Below are 17,260 nucleotides of genomic sequence, written 5' to 3'. Positions count from 1 at the left end.
CGTGTAATTTACAGGAGTGCCCCGCAATGGATGTGCTGATTACCCTGCTGCTGGTTGCAGTGCTGTTCGCCATACTCGGCTCCGGCGTCTGGATCGGCCTTGCGCTGTCCGGCGTCGCATGGATCTCGATGGCGATGTTCTCGGCCCGGCCAGCCGGAGACGCGATGGCGGTCACCATCTGGGGCGCCTCGTCGTCATGGACCCTGACCGCGCTGCCGCTGTTCGTCTGGATGGGCGAGATCCTGTTCCGCACGCGGCTGTCCGAAGACATGTTCAAGGGCCTGGCGCCCTGGCTTGAAAACGTGCCGGGACGCCTGCTGCATACCAATGTGATCGGCTGCGCGATCTTCGCGGCCGTGTCCGGCTCGTCCGCCGCGACCTGCGCGACCATCGGCAAGATGACGATACCCGAGCTCACCCGGCGCGGCTATCCGGAAGACAAGGTCATCGGCACGCTGGCAGGCGCCGGCACGCTGGGCCTGCTGATACCGCCGTCCATCATCATGATCGTCTACGGCGTATCGGCCAACGTGTCGATCGCCCAGCTGTTCATCGCAGGCATCATCCCGGGCATCCTGCTGGCGACGCTGTTCTCCGGCTATATCGTGGTCTGGGCGCTGGCCAATCCCGGCTTGATTCCGCCGGCGACCGAGAAGCTGAGCTTCAAGGAAAAGCTGTACCGCTCGCGCCACTTGCTGCAGGTCGGCCTGCTGATCGTGCTGGTGCTGGGCGCGGTCTACTCGCCGTGGGTCACGCCCACCGAGGCGGCGGCGGTCGGCGTGCTCGGCGCGCTGGTGCTGTCGGCCGCGCAGGGATCGCTGACCCGGCGCACCTTCATCGACAGCCTGATGGGCGCGACCCGCCTGTTCTGCATGATCGCGCTGATCCTGAGCGGCGCGCAGTTCCTGACGCTGGCGATGGGTTACCTCGGGCTGCCGCGCCACCTCGCCGAATGGATAGGTTCGCTCGGCCTGTCCAACGTGATGCTGATCGCGGTGCTGACCGTGTTCTACATCGTGCTGGGCTGCTTCCTAGACGGCATTTCAATGGTGGTGCTGACCATGGGCGTCATCATGCCGACCGTGGAAAAGGCCGGCATCGACCTGATCTGGTTCGGCATCTTCATCGTGCTGGTGGTGGAGATGGCGCAGATCACGCCGCCGGTGGGCTTCAACCTGTTCGTGCTGCAGGGGATGACCAACAAGCAGGTGCCGTGGATCGCCAGGGTGACGCTGCCGATGTTCTTCCTGATCGTCGCCGCGCTCGCTTTGATCTACACATTCCCCGACCTGGTGATGTGGCTGCCGCGCTCGATGAAGGGCACCGGCTAGGCAGCAGGGCCGGCGCCGCATCGGCGCCAGGCCCCAAGGTGGGAATAGCGAGGGCGCATAGATTTATGCGCCCTTGTTTTTCGCATCTTGTTTTGCCTGCGGCTCCTGCTCGCGACGCTGCGTATCGCACGCGACCCGCGCCCTGACCAGGCGCCGTATCAATACCCGCCGCAAGCCGGCAAGGCCGCGCAAAAACCTTGCACAATTCCAAAGTGCTTATTATTATGTCTTTATGACGAATGCAACGCCGGTCTTCCAGAACAGCCGCGTGCCGCTCTATCTGCAGGTCGCCAAGCTGATGCGGCACCGGATCGAGAACGGCGAGTGGCCCTATGGCGCGCAGATCCCGACGCTGGACGAGCTGGAACGCGAGTACAAGGTCTCCCGCATCACGCTGCGCGGTGCGCTCGACCAGCTCGAAGCGCTGGGCATCGTGCGCCGCACCCGCGGGCTGGGGACCTTCGTCGCCAAGGACCTGTCCGAGCAGCGCTGGTTCAAGCTGCCGGGCACGCTGGAGGAACTGGTTGCCGCGGTATCCGGCCTGAAGATCAGGCTGCTGACCATCGACGGCGACCCGGCGGCGCCGCTGACGCCGGCATTCGCATTCGGCACGGTGGGGCCGGCCTACCAGCGGCTGCGGCGCGTGCACTATCACAAGGACGAGCCTTACTGCCTGATCGAGATTTACCTGGACCGGCGCATTTTCGACAGCGACCCCGAGGGCTTCAGCAATGCGCCCATCGTGCCGCAGCTGGCTGCGCGGGACGACGTGAAGATCGCGCATGCGAAGCAGGTGATGCGCATCACCGTGTCGGACGAGGACACGGCCACGCACCTGAATATCGGCGTCGGCGACCCGATCGCCGACGTCTGCCGCGCCTTCCTGGACGAGGCGACGCAGATCATCTACTACGCGCACATCCAGTATCCGGCGCAGATGATACAGATCGAGACCGACCTGCTGAAGTGAAGCGCAGGCGACAACAAGCTTGGAGACGACGATGCAAAAACGCAGTGCGGGCAGTGCGCGCAGGAGCATGTTCAGCGACTTTGGCTGGGCGCTCCTCCCCTTCGTATTTCTGGTCAGCTTCTGGGTGCTGCTGCGGGAGTCGGGACTGATCAATCCGACGCTGCTGCCATCGCCGCTGGCCGTCTCCAAGGTGTTCTGGGCCAACCTGACCGAGGGCGAGCTGCTCGCCAACATCCGCATGTCGGTGCAGCGCGTGGTGCTCGGCCTGCTGCTGGGCATGCTGGTCGCGGTGCCGGTCGGCTTCCTGGTCGGCTGGTACAAGCCGGTGCGCCGCTTCGTCGACCCGCTGATCAACTTCTTCCGGGCGCTGCCGCCGATCGCATTGATCCCGCTGGTCATCGTCTACCTCGGCATCGGCGAAGTCGCCAAGATCGCCATCCTGTTCTATGCATCCTTCTTCGCCGCGGTGATCGTGATGTATGAAGGGATGACGCAGATCAGCCCGGTCTACATCCGCGTGGCGCGCACGCTGGGCGCGACCGATTTCGAGATCTTCACCAAGGTGATGCTGCCGATGACGGTGCCGCACATGCTCACCGCGCTGCGGGTGGCGCTGGGCGTGGCCTGGGCGACGCTGGTGGCGTCGGAGCTGGTGGCCGCGCAGCAGGGACTGGGCGCGATGATACAGAACGCGTCCGCCTTCTTCGACCTCGGCACCATCTATCTCGGCATCATCTGCATCGGCGCGCTGGCGCTGGGCATGGACCTGCTGCTGCGGCGCATCTCGAAGCGCCTGGTGGCCTGGCAAGACAAGGTGGAGGGCTGAACCATGCAGGAAGCACGCGAACGCATCCGATTCCAGAACGTGTCGATGCAGTTTCCCACGGCCGGCGGTCCGCTGGACGTGGTCAGCGACATGACCTTCGCGATCAGTCAGGGCGAGTTCGTCGCGCTGGTCGGCCCGTCCGGCTGCGGCAAGACCACGCTGATGAACATGGCGGCCGGCTTCGTCAGGCCGACCTCGGGACGGGTCACGCTGGACGGCAAGGAGATCACCGGCCCCGGCCCGGACCGCGGCGTGATGTTCCAGGAATACGGCGTCTTCCCGTGGCTGACGGTCGAGCAGAACATCGCGTTCGGGCTGGAGCTCAAGGCCAGCAGGGTCGCCGCCGGCGAACGCGCGGCCATCGTCGAGCGCTACCTGAAGCTGATGGGGCTGACCGACTTCCGCAAGGCCTATCCGAAGACGCTGTCGGGCGGCATGCGGCAGCGGCTGGCGCTGGCCAGGGCCTACGCGGTGCACCCGGAATTCGTGCTGATGGACGAGCCTTTCGGCGCGCTCGACGCGCAGACCCGCAGCGCGATGCACGACCTGCTGCTGGAGATCCTGCATGCCGAAGGCAAGACCGTGATGCTGATCACGCACTCGGTGGAGGAAGCGGTCTACCTCGCCAGCAAGGTGCTGGTGATTTCTGCCCGGCCTTCCCGGATACGCGAAGTCGTCGACATCCCGTTCCCCTATCCGCGCGAGCGCGCGCTGCAGGAGACGCCCGAATTCAATGCGCTGCGCGCCCGCATCCACGGCTCGGTGATGCGCGAATATGCGGCGCAGGAAGCGCAGGCCCGCAGCAAGGCGCAAGGCTGACGCGCCGCCAGTTTCATACCAACAAGGAGACAACACCATGAAGCGCCGCACCTTCCTGCATCTCGCCGCCGGCTCCGCACTGGCGGCCACCCAGCCGCTGGCATTTTCCCAGTCGACCAAGGTCCGCGTCGGCTACCTGCACACGCTGGCGGTCGATGGCCAGATGTGGCTGGCCGACTCGATGGGCCTGTGGAAGAAGGAAGGGCTGGACATGGAGTTCATCAAGTTCCAGACCGGGCTCGAACTGTTCCAGGCCATGAGCGGCGGCAGCATCGACGTGCTGACCACCGGCGCGGTGCTGTCCAACTTCCCGGCGCGCGGCCAGGGCAAGGTGTTCCTGATCAACGACGTCGAGTTCGCCACCGCGCAGCTATGGGTGCACCCGGACATGGGCATCGAGAAGATCGCCGACCTCAAGGGCAAGAAGGTGTCGACCACGACCGGCACCACCGCCCACGTCTTCCTCGACAATGCGCTGCGGGCCAACGGCGTCGACCCGAAGGAAGTCCAGCTGGTGAACCAGCGCATGCCCGACGCGGTGACGGCCTTCATCTCCAAGGCCGTGCCGGCGGTGGCGCTGTGGGTGCCGTTCAATGTCTCGGTGCGCAGCCGCGTGCCGACGGCGAAGATGCTGGTCGATGCATCCGCCTACTATCCGAAGACGGCCATCGTCGGCGGCTGGGCGGCGCGCAACGAGTTCTACGACAAGAACCGCGAGGTGCTGGCGCGCATCGTCAAGGTATGGGCGGTGGCCAACGACGTGATGATCAAGCAGCCGGAACAGTCGCTCGACACGCTGCAAAAGAACTACTACAAGGACGTCCCGCTGGCCGACCTGAAGGAACAGCTCGGCGCGCAGAAGATGTTCACGTCGGCTGAATGGTCGAAGATGTATGCGGACGGCACGGTCACCAAGTGGCTGCAGCAGGTGACCGACTTCTTCAGCGGCTTCGCCAGCATCCCGAATGCGCTGCCGGCCAGCCAGTACTTCGATCCGAAACTTTACCTGGACACGGTGAAGGCATGAGCGGCGCCAGCGGCGCGCCGGCGCGCGCCTACGACTACATCATCGTCGGCGCCGGCTCGGCCGGCTGCGTGCTGGCCAATCGGCTGTCGGCCGACCCGGCGACGCAGGTCCTGCTGCTGGAGGCCGGCAACGGCAATCGCAATTTCTGGCTGCACCTGCCGGTGGGTTACTTCAAGACCATATACGACACGCGCTTTTCCCGCCTGTTCGACACCGAGCCGTGCGAAGGCACGGATGGCCGCGCCATCGTCTGGCCGCGCGGCCGGGTGCTCGGCGGGTCCAGCTCGATCAATGGCCTGCTGTATATCCGCGGCCAGCATGCGGACTACGACGACTGGGCGAAACAGGGCGCGGCTGGCTGGGACTACCGCTCGGTGCTGCCCTTCTTCCGGCGCTCGGAATGCTACAGCGGCGGCGCGAACGAATACCATGGCGGCGGCGGCGAACTCGGCGTGTCCGACCTGCGCAACGACCATCCGTACTGCCGCGCCTGGCTGGAAGCCGGCCAGCAGTACGGCCTGCCCTTCAACCCGGACTTCAACGGCGCGACCGAGTACGGCGTCGGCGCCTACCAGCTGACGCTGAAGAACGGCTGGCGCTCCAGCGCCGCGGTCGCCTTCCTGCGCCCGGCGCAGCACCGGCCCAACCTGACGGTCGTCACCGGCGCCCATACCAGCCGCGTGCTGTTCGATGGCGGCATTGCGACCGGCGTCGAATGGCGGCTCGGCGATGCGGTGCACCGCACGCTCGCCGGACGCGAAGTCATCCTGTCCGCCGGCGCCATCCAGTCGCCGCAACTGCTGCAGCTGTCGGGCGTTGGCCCGGCCTCGTTGCTGCGGCAGCATGGCATCCCGGTGGTGGTGGATGCGCCGGAAGTCGGCGAGAACCTGAAGGACCATTACCAGGCGCGCACCATCGTCCGGCTGAAGAAGAAGCTGTCGCTCAACAATGACGTGCGCAATCCGCTGCGGCTCGCATCGATGGGATTGGAATGGCTGTTCCGCCGTTCCGGCCCGCTCACCGTCGGCGCCGGCCAGGTCGGCGGCTTTGCCTGCACTGAGCATGCGCGCGACGGCCGCGCCGACATCCAGTTCAACGTGATGCCGCTGTCGGTCGACAAGCCGGGCACGCCGCTGCACGACTACCCCGGCTTCACCGCCTCGGCCTGCCAGTGCCGGCCCGCGTCGCGCGGCCGGCTGCAGATCCGCTCGACCGACCCGCTGGCGCCGCCGCGCATCGAGACCCATTACCTGTCCGAGCAGCTGGACCGCGACGTGCTGAGCGCAGGCATCGACATGCTGCGCGACATCTACCGGCAGGACGCCTTCCGCGGCCTGGTCGACGCCGAGGTGCTGCCAGGCGCGGCCAGCAGCAGCCGCGCAGACCTGCTCCGGTTCGCGCAGCAGGCCGGCGGCACGGTGTTCCACCCGGTCGGCACCTGCCGCATGGGCAGCGACCCGCAATCCGTGGTCGACCCGTCGCTGCGGGTGCGCGGCGTGGAGAGGCTGCGGGTGATCGACGCCTCGGTGATGCCGGACATGGTCTCGGCCAATACGAACGCAGCGGCCATCATGATCGGTGAGAAAGGCGCGGCGCTGGTGCTGTCGGGCCTTGCCGCCGACATGCGCCGCCAGCCGCTGGAAGCAACCCATTAAGAACAGTTTCAAGGAATCGGCAATGGCTGTCCAAGGCAGTGAAAACATCGTCAGCAGGCAGCCGGGTGGACCGGCGCCGTCGCCGCTCAGGCTGGCCAAGGTAGAGGCCATCGTGCTGCGCGCGCCGGTCGAGACCCCGGTGCAGACCTCGTTCGGCATCATGTATGACCGGCCAGCCGTGCTGGTGCGCATCGAGGATCGCGACGGCATGGTGGGCTGGGGGGAAATATGGTGCAACTTCCCCGGCGTCGGCGCCGAGCACCGGGCCCGCGTGCTGGCGTCCTGCGTCGCGCCGATACTGCTCGAACAGGAATGGGACCATCCGCAGCAGGCCTTCGAGCTGCTGAGCCGCCGGCTGCACGTGCTGGGGATACAGAGCGGCGAGCCGGGCACCATGGCGCAGGCCATTGCCGGCGCCGACATCGCGCTGTGGGACCTGGCGGCGCGCCGTGCCGGCCAGCCGCTATGGCAGCTGCTGGGTCGGCGCGACGCGAGCCCGCGCGTGCCGGCCTACGCGTCCGGCCTGAGCCCGACGCGGCCCGAGGAACTCGCCGCCGCGATGCGCGCGGAAGGCTTCCGCGCCTTCAAGCTCAAGGTCGGCTTCGGCGTCGAGCGCGACCTCGCCAACATGGCGTCGCTGCGCGCGCTGCTCGGCGCGCAGGCGCCGCTGATGGTGGACGCCAACCAGGCATGGACACCGCCGGAAGCCGTCGCCATGAGCCGCCGGCTGGCGGAATTCAACCCGGCATGGCTAGAAGAACCGATCGCCGCCGACGCGTCGATGGCCGAGTGGCAGGCGCTGGCGAAGGCAATCGCCCTTCCGCTGGCCGCCGGTGAAAACATGCGCGGCGCGGCGATGTTCTCGGAGGCCATCGCCAGCGGCGCCTTTGCCGTGATCCAGCCCGACCTGGGCAAATGGGGCGGCTTCTCCGGCTGCCTGCCGGTGGCGCGGGAAGCGCTTTTCCATGGACGCCTTTTCTGCCCGCACTGGCTGGGCGGCGGCATCGGTTTAATCGCCTCGATTCACCTGAAGGCCGCGGCCGGCGGCCCCGGCTACGTGGAGGTCGACTCCAACCCGAACCCGCTGCGCACGCTGCTGGCGACGCCGATGCCGGCGCTGCGGGATGGCGCGTACACCCTGACCGACGGCGCCGGGCTGGGCGCCGCGCCCGACATGGACGTGGTGCGCGAATACCTGCGCCGGCATGACTGATCTCCGCCGCTAGCGTGACAGGCCGCGTACGGCCCGTCTTTATCGGGCCACCGAAGCGGGGAGCGTCCAGTACAATTCCCCGCGGCCGCCAGCCGGAGAGTGCCACCCTGCGGCGACCCGGCTGGCCAGGCCCGCGAACCTACTCACGCAAGCAGTACCCTTGGAGATTCACAGATGCAAAACTATGCTTTACGCATAAGCCTGATCGCTGCCCTGATGGCCAGCGCCTCGATCGCCAGCGCCCAGACCGGCACGCCGGCGGAAGCCGCCCGCACCGAAATCGCGCAGCTGACCAAACAGACCGAGTCCATGCTGCTGGCATGGCGGCGCGACATCCACGCGCACCCGGAACTCGGCAATAGCGAGACGCGCACGTCCAAGCTGGTCGCCGACCACCTGCGCAGCCTGGGCATCGAAGTCAGGACCGGCGTCGCGCGGACCGGCGTGGTCGGCGTCCTCAAGGGCGCGTTGCCAGGGCCTACCGTCGCGCTGCGCGCCGACATGGATGCATTGCCGGTCAAGGAAACCGCGGACCTGCCATTCGCCTCGAAGGCGAAGGGAAAATACCTGGGCAAGGAAGTCGACCTGATGCATGCCTGCGGCCATGACACGCATACCGCGATCCTGATGGCAACGGCGAAGATCCTGGCATCGATGCGCGAGCGGCTGCCGGGCACGGTGGTGTTCTACTTCCAGCCGGCCGAGGAAGGTCCTGGCGACTTCATTCCGGATGGAAAAAACATCTGGGGCGCGAAGATGATGGTGCAGGAAGGCGCGATGAAGTCGCCCAAGCCCGACGCGGTTTTCGGCCTGCATTCATGGGCCGGCCTGCCCGCCGGCCGCATCGCCTACCGCGCCGGTCCGACGCTGGCAAGCTCGGACGACCTGCGCATCAAGATCATCGGCAAGCAGACCCATGCCGGCAGCCCGTGGAACGGCATCGACCCGATCACGGTCAGCGCCGAGACCATCGTCGGCCTGCAGACCATCATCAGCCGCCGCACCAATATCTCGTCCACGCCATCGGTGGTCAGCATCGGCACCATCAACGGCGGCACCCGCTACAACATCATCCCGGAATTCGTCGAGATGGCCGGCACGATCCGTTCGTACGACTATGACGTGCGGAAAAAACTGCATGCCGACGTGCGCCAGAAAATCGAGAAGATCGCCGAGAGCGGCAATGCGAAGGCGGAAGTCACCATCCTGGAAAAGTACGACCCCACGATCAACGACCCGGCATTGACTGAAAAGATGCTGCCGACGCTGCGCTGGGCCGCCAACAATGACGTGGTGCAGACGCCGCTGGTCGGCGGCGCCGAGGACTTTTCCTTCTTCGCCAAGGAAGTGCCGGGCGTGTTCGTATTCCTCGGCGTGACGCCGCCGTCGCAGGACATGGCCACGGCCGCGCCGAACCATAACCCGGGCTTCTTCGTCGACGAGGCGGCGCTGGTCACCGGCGTCAGGACCATGGCCTCGCTGGCGACCGATTACCTTCACGCCGGCGCAAGCCGCTGACGCTGGCATTGACGCCGGCAGGCTGCATCCTGCCGCGCCGGCGCAAGATGCCTGTCATGACTAGCACTCGCAAGCAGTCCTGAGCGAGGCGCTTTTCCGCCTGGGACTGTCACCCGTCCAGGTGACGGTCCCTTATTTCTTTACGCCGAGAATCCAGGCGACCAGTTTTCTGGCATCCGCTTCCTTGATCAATATCGCATTGGGCGGCATCACGGTTCCGCTGACCTTGTTTTCCCAGTGGTTGCCATACACCGTACCCCCGCCCATCACCACCTTCAGCAGCGTTTCCCTTGCGTTCGGGTTGCCGCGGTAGTGTTCGGCGATGTCCTGCCAGGAAGGCGCAATCGGTTCCATGCCCGCCGGTCCGGCCGGGACCGACTTCAGGCTATGGCACATCGTGCAGCCGTTGCTGTAGGCAAGCTGCGTCATCTGTTCATCCAGCTTCGCATCGGCTACCGCAGCCTGGACAAGGACGATTGCCGATAACGAAATAAGGCCCTGCAGGAATGTTTTCACTTGCGCCTCGCGAGTTGGGGAAACGGGACGAACAGGGCATCAGCAGCGGCCTCTGGAAATCCATCCGGTCCATGCCCGTTCCAAGCGCCGGCTTTCCAATCGGCCGGGTTTACCTTCGACAATGACAGCGCCGGCATGCAGGCCATGCGAGCCGTCGCGGCCGCATCCTGACCCGATTGTGATATCCGGCAAATTCATCAAATTTGACCTAAGTCAGGGGCCGGGGCGTTTCGCTCGCCGAGACTATAACGGTCGGCAGCAGCGCTCCGAAGCAGCCGGGCCGACACTGATACCTGGAAAGGCTGGCTTGCATGGCCGCTCTCGCAATCAGCGCGCGCAACCTGGTGAAATGGTTTGGCGAAGGTCCGGCAAGGACGACAGCCGTCGATGACACCAACCTGGATGCGTATTTCGGCGAGATCCTTTATATCGTCGGCCCATCGGGCAGCGGAAAGACGACGCTGCTGAGCATCGTCTCGGGCATCCTGCGCCCGGATCGGGGTCACGTTATCGTGAAAGGCAAGGATATCTGGCAGCTGGACAAGGATGCGCTGGCCGACTTCCGGCTCGCCAACATCGGCTTCGTCTTCCAGGATTACCACCTGTTCCCGCGCCTGAGCACCGCTGAAAATGTCGCCATCCCGCTGATCCTGCAGAAGCACAAATGGCCGGATGCCATGGCCGAGGCCGGCAGGTACCTGGAGATCGTCGGGCTCAGGGAACGGGCCGAGCTGCCGCCGGTCAAGTTGAGCGGCGGGGAACAGCAGCGGGTAGCGATTGCGCGGGCAATGATCAGCCAGCCGGACATTTTGGTGCTCGATGAGCCCACCGCCTCGCTCGATGGCGACACCGGCAGGAAAATCATCCTGTTCGTGCGCGGGCAGATACTCAATGCGCATCGCTGCATCCTGATCGTCACCCACGATGCGCGGATATTCGAATATGCCGACCGCATCCTTCACATGGAGGATGGGAAGATCGCCGGCGTCGAAGGAAAAGTCCGATGAGAAACCGGCTGATCTTCATCCTGTCGGCAATCGGGCTGCTGCTCGGGCTGGCCAGCGCCTACCTGTTCAGCGCGAAGTCCACGGCCCAGCCGCCCGTGTTCACGCCGGCCTCGAACCCCTATGAAAAGGGCATCTATGCAAATGGCATCGTCGAGAGTTACCAGGCGAGCGGCCAGAACATCAATATCTACCCGGAGGTGTCCGGCACGGTGGTCGAGCTTACTGTCCACGAGGGCGAGTCGGTCCAGGCCGGAATGCCGCTGCTGAGAATCGACGACACGGTGCAGCGGGCCGCCGTCGGGCAGCCGAAGGCGCAGGCGGAAGCCGCGCTGGCGTCGTTGCAGGCACTGAAGGCGCAGCCGCGCAAGGAAACCCTGGCGGTGGCACAGGCGCAGGTGCAGCTGGCCGCCGCCAGCCTGAAAGCGTCGCAGAACCAGTACGACAAGCAGAAGCGCTCGTATGACATCGAGCCGCGCTCGGTCAGCCGGGAAGCGATCGACAATGCGCGCAATGCGCTGAACACGGCCGCGGCCAGCCTTGAAGTCGCGCGCCGGCAGTATGCGCTGACCAAAGCGGGCGCGTGGCGCTACGACATCGACAATGCGCAGCGCCAGGCCGACGCCACGGCCAGCGGCTATGAAGGCGCGAACGCGCTGCTCCAGAAATACACGGTCAAGGCCCCGGTCGATGGCGTCGTGTTGTCCGTCAACACCGCGGTCGGAAGCTATGTGTCGCCGCAGGGTCTCTACGGCACCTATACGCAGGCGGCGACGCCGGCGATCACGATGGGCGGGAAGCAGGATTATTTCAGCGTGCGCTGCTATATCGACGAGATCCTGATCAGCCGCCTGCCGCCTGCCGACAGGATTGCCGCGCAAATGTCGATCCGCGGCACCGACACGCGGATACCGCTGGAATTCGTCCGGGTGCAGCCCTATGTGTCGCCGAAGATTGCATTGTCGGACCAGCGCCAGGAACGCGTCGACCTGCGCGTGCTGCCCATCATCTTCCGCTTCCCGCAGACGGATCGCATCAGGATCTATCCGGGCCAGCTGGTGGATGTGTACGTCGGCCAGAAGACGCCGCCATGACAGCCATGGATGCGCAGACGACGATGCCGGCCGACGCCGGACCGGGGGCGCAAAGGCCCGCTGGCCGGGCCTGCCTCGCTGCCGCGCTGCTCGTGCTGGCCGGATGCGCGGCCGGCCCCGACTTCAGGCGGCCGGCGGCACCCGCGGTCGGCAGCTATGCCGCCGGCGGAATGCCAACTGCGGCAGTCGCCGCCCGGCATGGGAGCCAGACCTTCCATCCGGGCGATGCGGTCCCGGCAAACTGGTGGCGCATGTTCGGTTCGGCGGAGATGGACGCGACAGTCGGGCAGGCAATCGCCAATAACGCGACGCTGCAGTCGGCGCAGGCAAGCCTGCGGCAGAGCCAGGAAAACCTCCGCGCCGGCCATGGCGTGTTCTACCCGTCGGTCGACGCCGGCTTCTCCGCAGTCAGGCAGCGAGCATCGCCGCTGCGCCTTGGCGTCGGCGGCGCGGGCGGCCTGTTCAATCTCTTCACGCTCAGCGCAACGGTCAGTTACGCGCTCGATGTCTTCGGCGGAGAGCGCCGCACCGTCGAGGCGCTCGCGGCGCAAGCCGACTACCAGCGCCATGCGGCGCTTGCCGCCTACCTGACGCTGACGGGCAACGTGGTCAATGCGCTGATTGCCCGGGCCGGCTACCAGGCGCAGATCCGGGCCACCGAGACGCTGGTCCTGCGCCAGAAGGAACAGCTGGCGATCGCGCAGGCACAGGCGTCCGCCGGCGCCGTGCCTGCGAGCGTGCTGGGCATCGCCAGCCAGCTTGCGTCCAGCCAGGCGGCCATTCCGCCGCTGCGCCAGAAGGCCGACCAGGCGGCGCATCTGCTTGCGTCGCTGAGCGGGAAGCTGCCGGCCGAATGGCAGCCGGCCACGGTGGAGATCGAAACGCTGGTCCTGCCGCGCGACCTGCCGCTGAGCCTGCCTTCGGAGCTGGTGCGCCAGCGCCCGGACATCCTGGAAGCGGAAGCGCTGCTGCAACTGGCCAGCGCCAATATCGGCATCGCCGCCGCCGCGATGTTTCCGAGCTTCCGTCTCGATGGAAGCTACGGCAGGAACAGCAATACCGTGGGCGGCCTGGGCGCCGGCGATGCGGCATTCTGGCAGCTAGGACCGTCGGCCAGCATGCCGCTGTTCCATGGCGGAAGCCTGCTGCATCGGCGGCAGGCCGCGGTCGAGGGGTATCGGAAGTCGATGGAGGATTATCGCCAGGCCGTGCTGGATGCCTTTGCGCAAGTGGCCGATGTCCTCACCGCGCTCGGGCATGACGCCCAGGCGCTGCAGGCGCAGGACGAGGCGCTGGAAAGCGCGCGGCGGGCGCTCGAACTGGTGCAGGCGAATTTCCAGGCGGGGCTGGTGAATTACCTCGACGTGCTGACCGCGGACACGCAGTTTTACCGCGCGCAGATCGGCCAGCTGCAGGCGCTTGCGCAGCGCTACCAGGACACGACCGCCCTGTTCATTGCGCTGGGCGGCGGATGGCAGAGCGCGCCCGCCCATGCCGTCAGCGGCGTCGAGCCGAAGGAGGGCCGGGAATGACGTTGCCGGGCACGCTGCGCATTGCCTACAAGCTGCTGACGAACGACCGGGGCAAGTTTTCCGCGCTGCTGGTCGGCATTACGTTCGCGGTGTTCCTGATGGTGCAGATGACATCGATCTTCGCGGGCATACTTGGCCGTTCTTCCGCGACGGTGACCAATATCGGCGCCAGCGTCTGGATCATGGACCCGGCCGTGAACACGGTGGCAAACACGATTCCGTTGCCCGACTACCTGCTCGATGGCGTGCGCAGCATACCCGGCGTCCGCTACGCGGTGCCGCTCTATTCGGGCGGCGCGCTGGTCAAGCTGCGCAGTGGCGCTTACCAGGCAGTGAGCGTGATCGGCCTCGACGACGCCACGCTGTTCGGCCGACCCTTGCTGGAACAGGGGAATATCCAGGACATCTATGCGGAGAACGGCTTCATCGTCGTGCACGACGCCGAATTCAGGAAGCTGGGCAGCCCGGGCATCGGCACCGAGTTCGAGCTGAATGACCATCGCGGCCATATCGTCGGCATCGCAAAGGTGTCCTCGGGCGGCCTGTTCGGCGTGCCCACGCTCTATACGACCCGTAGCCGCGCGATCCAGTACATACCGTCGACCCGGTACACGACCTCCTACATCCTGGTCGAGCCGAAGAACGAGGCGGCAATAGCCGCCGTGAAGCGCGAAGTCGCCCGACTGGGCTACCTGGCATTGACCAGGGAAGAGTTCATCCGGAAAATCAGCGACTTCTACAAGTACCAGACCGGCATCGGCACCAACATCCTGCTGATGACGGTCATCAGCTTCATCGTCGGCCTGTCCATCTCGGGGCAAACCTTCTACACCTTCATCCTGGAAAATCTTGAAAAGTTCGGCGCGCTCAAGGCGATCGGCGCGAAGGGAAGCGAGCTGGTGTCGATGATCCTGTTCCAGGCGGTCTTCACCGCGCTCACCGGGTATGGAATCGGCGTGGGGCTGTGCACCGCGCTGATCTTCGTGGCCAAGATGCGGCTGCCCGATTATGCGTCCCTGATCACGTTCGGCAATCTCGGACTCGCGCTCGGCATGGTGATCCGGATCGCGGGCATATCGAGCTACATCGGCATCCGCAAGGTGCTCAGGATCGAGCCATTCGACATCTTCCGCGGCTAGCCCTTCGCCTGCGGATGAAGCGAAAGCGATAAAGGGAGTACGAAATCCGGCCCTGCTTGCTGCGTCTCAAAGAAAATTCACAATTTCACAATGGCCCGTCCGCGCGGGTTAGGCTTAGCTGGCTATTCGCCATGAGACGCCCAAAACGCAAAGGAGACAGGATGAACGCACTCGGACATCTAATAAAAACGGCGGTACCCGTCGCGGCTTTTCTTGCCGCTGCGGCGTCGATGCCGGCTTACGGTCAGCAATCCCAGCAGTCGTGCTTCCCTTCCAGATTCGGTCCGGAGGACCAGGCGGGCAATTTGAACCACATCACCCCGGAGAAAACACGAAGGGCAAGCAGGCTGATCAAGCAGGGTAAAAGTTATGCGTTGGGGATAGAGACAAACAAGAATACCCCCGCCTACGCGCCCCGTACATTCGAGATCAAGGTGGTCCAGCCAGGACAGGAGAAAGGCCCCATCGGACCGAGCAAGACGACCTATAACGACGACATCATCAATGGATGGGTAGGCATCGGCTCACAGCTGGACGGCCTCGGCCACCTGGGCATCGATGGCGTCTATTACAACTGCAACAAGGGCGCCGACTTTGCCAAGCCGGACGGCCTGCAGAAGCTCGGAATGGAAAAGGTGCCGCCGATCGCCACCCGCGCAGTGCTGCTGGACATGGCAAGCTATTTCAACGCGAACCCGGTGAAAGAAGGGACGCCATTCAACCGTCGCGAAATCGAAGGTGCGATGAAGCGGCAGGGCGTCAAGGCGATCGAGAAGGGCGACGTGGTTCTCTTCTATACGGGCTGGTCGGCATTGATAGGGAAGGACAACGATAGATTCAACAAGGGTGAGCCTGGACTCGGCGTCGACGGCGCCCGCTATCTCGCTTCCCTGGGCGTTGCGATGGTGGGCGCCGACAACTGGGCGGTCGAAGTGCTGCCGGGGGAACCCAACGCAGGCGCATTCGAAGTCCACCAGATCCTGCTCGCGCAGAACGGCATCTACATCCTCGAGAACATGAATACCGAAGCGATGGTGAAAGACAAGGCGTGGGAGTCGTTTTTCACTCTCGGCCCTTCGAGGATAACCGGCGCCGTGCAGGCAATCATCAATCCCATTGCCATCAGATAGGAAATGCCGGTAACGGTCCTGGCCGGAACTGAAGCAGGTAGCGTCGCTTCATGCTGCAGGCGCCGGGGTCCAGCCGTGACCGTTGTCGCCATCGGCCGTGATCCGGCCGATGGCGGCCAGCGGCCGGACGGGTCTAGTTCCAGCCGCCCAGGTTGGAACGATAGATATCGTCCTGGCAAACGGGCTGCGGTGTGACACTGGCCATTGCGCGCTCTGCCCTGTTCCTGGCAGCCGTCATCAAATGGTCGGCGATTAAAGTCATTAATTTCAGCATTTCGTCATTCCTGTCATCCGGGTTACGCGCGATCGCATCGGACAACGGTCGGCTGGCATGCCCCGAGCGGATGAAGCGCGGACAAGGTCCGGCATTTCCGGGGGAAACAGGAAAGCGGGGGTCCGGAGCAGCATCACTCGGTTCCCCACCCTCGCCATTAGCCGACGCGGTCTCTTGCTCGCTACAGGAGAGATGAGGTCGACCCGGCAGAAGGCCAATTCCAAATGGCAATATCACATATAGGCAGGACGAATGTCCGCAGGGGGCTTCAGCGGACGACTAATCGAAATGGCGGGTCAGCCAGGTCTTGACGCCGCCTATCGAGCGGAACTCGGCGACTGCCCGACATTCGATTTGAGGATGCCTTGCATGCAGCATGCGTGACAACGCGGCGCCCGGGCCGAGTTCAAGCGCCACGGTCACGCCCGCTTCCGCGCAGGCATCCATGCAGTCTGCCCAGCGTATCGGTTCCGCGATCTGGCGTGACAGATGCGAAATCGCCTTGTCGGCCCTGAAGACCTGTTCTGCTGAAATGCCCGACAGGACCGGGATCGCCGGATCGGCCAGGCGATGACGCCCGAGCGCCTCGGCGAACGGCGCCACGGCAGGCGCCATGCAGGGGGTATGGGAGGCGACCGCCACCGGGAGAACGGTCAGATGTCCGCCGGACCCGGGGATCAGGCGCTGCAGTTCCACCAGCAGCCGGGCAGAACCGCCGGCGATGAATGTGTCCTCGCCAGTCGCAATCGCCAGGTGGAAGCCGCACTGCTGCAGCACGGGAGCGGCTGCGCGGTAGGAAAGGCCGGAAATGGCCACGAGCGCCTGTTCCGGCATGGTCTTCATGCAGCCGTCCATCAGGCGCGCGCGCGATACGGCCAATGCGACTGTATCGACAGCGGCAAGCGCGCCGGCGACGCCGTAGGCCGCCACTTCGCCGATGCTGTAGCCGGCCACCAAGGCCGGGGCGGGGACGTCGTGGCGGATGGCTTCCCACGTCGCCATCGCTGCCGCGACGATCAACGGCTGCGCCATGCGGTTGGAAAACAGGAGGTCGTTGTCCGCCAAAATTTCCTGGAGCGGGATGCCGAGCCGGGCCACGGACAGGCAATTGTCCAGCAGCGCGCTGGCTTGCGGGTCGGTGCGGGCAAGATCGAACATCGCCGGATGCTGCCCGCCCTGGCCAGGGCATAGTATGGCAAGGCGCGTGCTCAT

General features: G+C 65.2%; 15 protein-coding genes. 13 read left to right on the top strand and 2 right to left on the bottom strand.

What is annotated here, in order from left to right; translation table 11 throughout:
• Positions 1-26: 26 nt before the first annotated feature.
• The 8 genes from QOL82_RS13070 (at position 27) to QOL82_RS13035 (ending at position 9,359) form a co-directional block, all read left to right on the top strand.
• Entirely contained in the window at positions 27-1,331 is a 1,305-nt protein-coding gene (locus QOL82_RS13070) for a TRAP transporter large permease (protein WP_283442719.1), read from the top strand.
• A 232-nt stretch (positions 1,332-1,563) separates the two neighbouring features.
• Positions 1,564-2,301: a GntR family transcriptional regulator gene (locus tag QOL82_RS13065; RefSeq protein WP_283442718.1), complete on the top strand. Its 738-nt coding sequence runs from the start codon at positions 1,564-1,566 to the stop codon at positions 2,299-2,301.
• A 31-nt stretch (positions 2,302-2,332) separates the two neighbouring features.
• Positions 2,333-3,127 (top strand): ABC transporter permease, encoded by a 795-nt coding sequence (locus QOL82_RS13060; protein WP_283442717.1) that lies wholly within the window; start codon positions 2,333-2,335, stop codon positions 3,125-3,127.
• A gap of 3 nt (positions 3,128-3,130) precedes the next feature.
• Positions 3,131-3,946, top strand: a complete 816-nt coding sequence (locus QOL82_RS13055) for an ABC transporter ATP-binding protein (protein WP_283442716.1) — start codon at positions 3,131-3,133, stop codon at positions 3,944-3,946.
• A 37-nt stretch (positions 3,947-3,983) separates the two neighbouring features.
• Positions 3,984-4,973, top strand: coding sequence for an ABC transporter substrate-binding protein (locus QOL82_RS13050; protein ID WP_283442715.1), 990 nt, complete (start codon positions 3,984-3,986; stop codon positions 4,971-4,973).
• A complete protein-coding gene (locus QOL82_RS13045) occupies positions 4,970-6,628 on the top strand; it encodes a GMC family oxidoreductase (RefSeq protein WP_283442714.1) in 1,659 nt (552 codons plus the stop codon). The genes QOL82_RS13050 and QOL82_RS13045 overlap by 4 nt, the downstream gene beginning before the upstream one ends.
• A gap of 22 nt (positions 6,629-6,650) precedes the next feature.
• Positions 6,651-7,841 carry a mandelate racemase/muconate lactonizing enzyme family protein gene (locus QOL82_RS13040; protein WP_283442713.1) on the top strand — a complete coding sequence of 397 codons (1,191 nt, stop codon included), beginning with the start codon at positions 6,651-6,653 and terminating at the stop codon, positions 7,839-7,841.
• Positions 7,842-8,015: 174 nt separating this feature from the next.
• Complete coding sequence (locus tag QOL82_RS13035; RefSeq protein ID WP_283442712.1) at positions 8,016-9,359, top strand: amidohydrolase; 1,344 nt, start codon at positions 8,016-8,018, stop codon at positions 9,357-9,359.
• Between the two features lie 132 nt (positions 9,360-9,491).
• Here the strand turns inward: QOL82_RS13035 and QOL82_RS13030 are convergent, their stop codons facing one another.
• Entirely contained in the window at positions 9,492-9,875 is a 384-nt protein-coding gene (locus QOL82_RS13030) for a c-type cytochrome (protein WP_283442711.1), read from the bottom strand.
• A gap of 311 nt (positions 9,876-10,186) precedes the next feature.
• Between QOL82_RS13030 and QOL82_RS13025 the strand changes: the two genes are divergently transcribed.
• The 5 genes from QOL82_RS13025 (at position 10,187) to QOL82_RS13005 (ending at position 15,774) form a co-directional block, all read left to right on the top strand.
• Complete coding sequence (locus QOL82_RS13025; RefSeq protein ID WP_283442710.1) at positions 10,187-10,882, top strand: ABC transporter ATP-binding protein; 696 nt, start codon at positions 10,187-10,189, stop codon at positions 10,880-10,882.
• Entirely contained in the window at positions 10,879-11,973 is a 1,095-nt protein-coding gene (locus tag QOL82_RS13020; protein WP_283442709.1) for an HlyD family secretion protein, read from the top strand. Before QOL82_RS13025 ends, QOL82_RS13020 begins: the two co-directional genes overlap by 4 nt.
• Positions 11,970-13,505: an efflux transporter outer membrane subunit gene (locus QOL82_RS13015; protein WP_283442708.1), complete on the top strand. Its 1,536-nt coding sequence runs from the start codon at positions 11,970-11,972 to the stop codon at positions 13,503-13,505. Before QOL82_RS13020 ends, QOL82_RS13015 begins: the two co-directional genes overlap by 4 nt.
• A gap of 2 nt (positions 13,506-13,507) precedes the next feature.
• Positions 13,508-14,644 (top strand): ABC transporter permease, encoded by a 1,137-nt coding sequence (locus tag QOL82_RS13010; RefSeq protein ID WP_283442848.1) that lies wholly within the window; start codon positions 13,508-13,510, stop codon positions 14,642-14,644.
• A gap of 161 nt (positions 14,645-14,805) precedes the next feature.
• On the top strand, positions 14,806-15,774 hold the full coding sequence (locus QOL82_RS13005; RefSeq protein WP_283442707.1) for a cyclase family protein: 969 nt from the start codon (positions 14,806-14,808) through the stop codon (positions 15,772-15,774).
• 553 nt (positions 15,775-16,327) lie between these two features.
• Here QOL82_RS13005 and QOL82_RS13000 read toward each other — a convergent pair.
• Complete coding sequence (locus QOL82_RS13000; RefSeq protein WP_283442706.1) at positions 16,328-17,260, bottom strand: ACP S-malonyltransferase; 933 nt, start codon at positions 17,258-17,260, stop codon at positions 16,328-16,330.

The sequence above is a fragment of the Noviherbaspirillum suwonense genome, from assembly GCF_900182955.1.
GTDB classification, from domain to species: Bacteria; Pseudomonadota; Gammaproteobacteria; order Burkholderiales; family Burkholderiaceae_D; genus Noviherbaspirillum_A; species Noviherbaspirillum_A suwonense.
Note: the sequence above shows the minus strand (reverse complement) of the source record. Positions and strands in the feature narration are given on the sequence as shown.

Excerpts from the sequence above, each read along its gene's own strand:
- QOL82_RS13070 (WP_283442719.1), top strand. The coding sequence starts at position 27 with ATGGATGTGCTGATTACCCTGCTGCTGGTTGCAGTGCTGTTCGCCATA.
- QOL82_RS13065 (WP_283442718.1), top strand. The coding sequence starts at position 1,564 with ATGACGAATGCAACGCCGGTCTTCCAGAACAGCCGCGTGCCGCTCTAT.
- QOL82_RS13060 (WP_283442717.1), top strand. The coding sequence starts at position 2,333 with ATGCAAAAACGCAGTGCGGGCAGTGCGCGCAGGAGCATGTTCAGCGAC.
- QOL82_RS13055 (WP_283442716.1), top strand. The coding sequence starts at position 3,131 with ATGCAGGAAGCACGCGAACGCATCCGATTCCAGAACGTGTCGATGCAG.
- QOL82_RS13050 (WP_283442715.1), top strand. The coding sequence starts at position 3,984 with ATGAAGCGCCGCACCTTCCTGCATCTCGCCGCCGGCTCCGCACTGGCG.
- QOL82_RS13045 (WP_283442714.1), top strand. The coding sequence starts at position 4,970 with ATGAGCGGCGCCAGCGGCGCGCCGGCGCGCGCCTACGACTACATCATC.
- QOL82_RS13040 (WP_283442713.1), top strand. The coding sequence starts at position 6,651 with ATGGCTGTCCAAGGCAGTGAAAACATCGTCAGCAGGCAGCCGGGTGGA.
- QOL82_RS13035 (WP_283442712.1), top strand. The coding sequence starts at position 8,016 with ATGCAAAACTATGCTTTACGCATAAGCCTGATCGCTGCCCTGATGGCC.
- QOL82_RS13025 (WP_283442710.1), top strand. The coding sequence starts at position 10,187 with ATGGCCGCTCTCGCAATCAGCGCGCGCAACCTGGTGAAATGGTTTGGC.
- QOL82_RS13020 (WP_283442709.1), top strand. The coding sequence starts at position 10,879 with ATGAGAAACCGGCTGATCTTCATCCTGTCGGCAATCGGGCTGCTGCTC.
- QOL82_RS13015 (WP_283442708.1), top strand. The coding sequence starts at position 11,970 with ATGACAGCCATGGATGCGCAGACGACGATGCCGGCCGACGCCGGACCG.
- QOL82_RS13005 (WP_283442707.1), top strand. The coding sequence starts at position 14,806 with ATGAACGCACTCGGACATCTAATAAAAACGGCGGTACCCGTCGCGGCT.
- QOL82_RS13000 (WP_283442706.1), bottom strand. The coding sequence starts at position 17,260 with ATGAGCACGCGCCTTGCCATACTATGCCCTGGCCAGGGCGGGCAGCAT.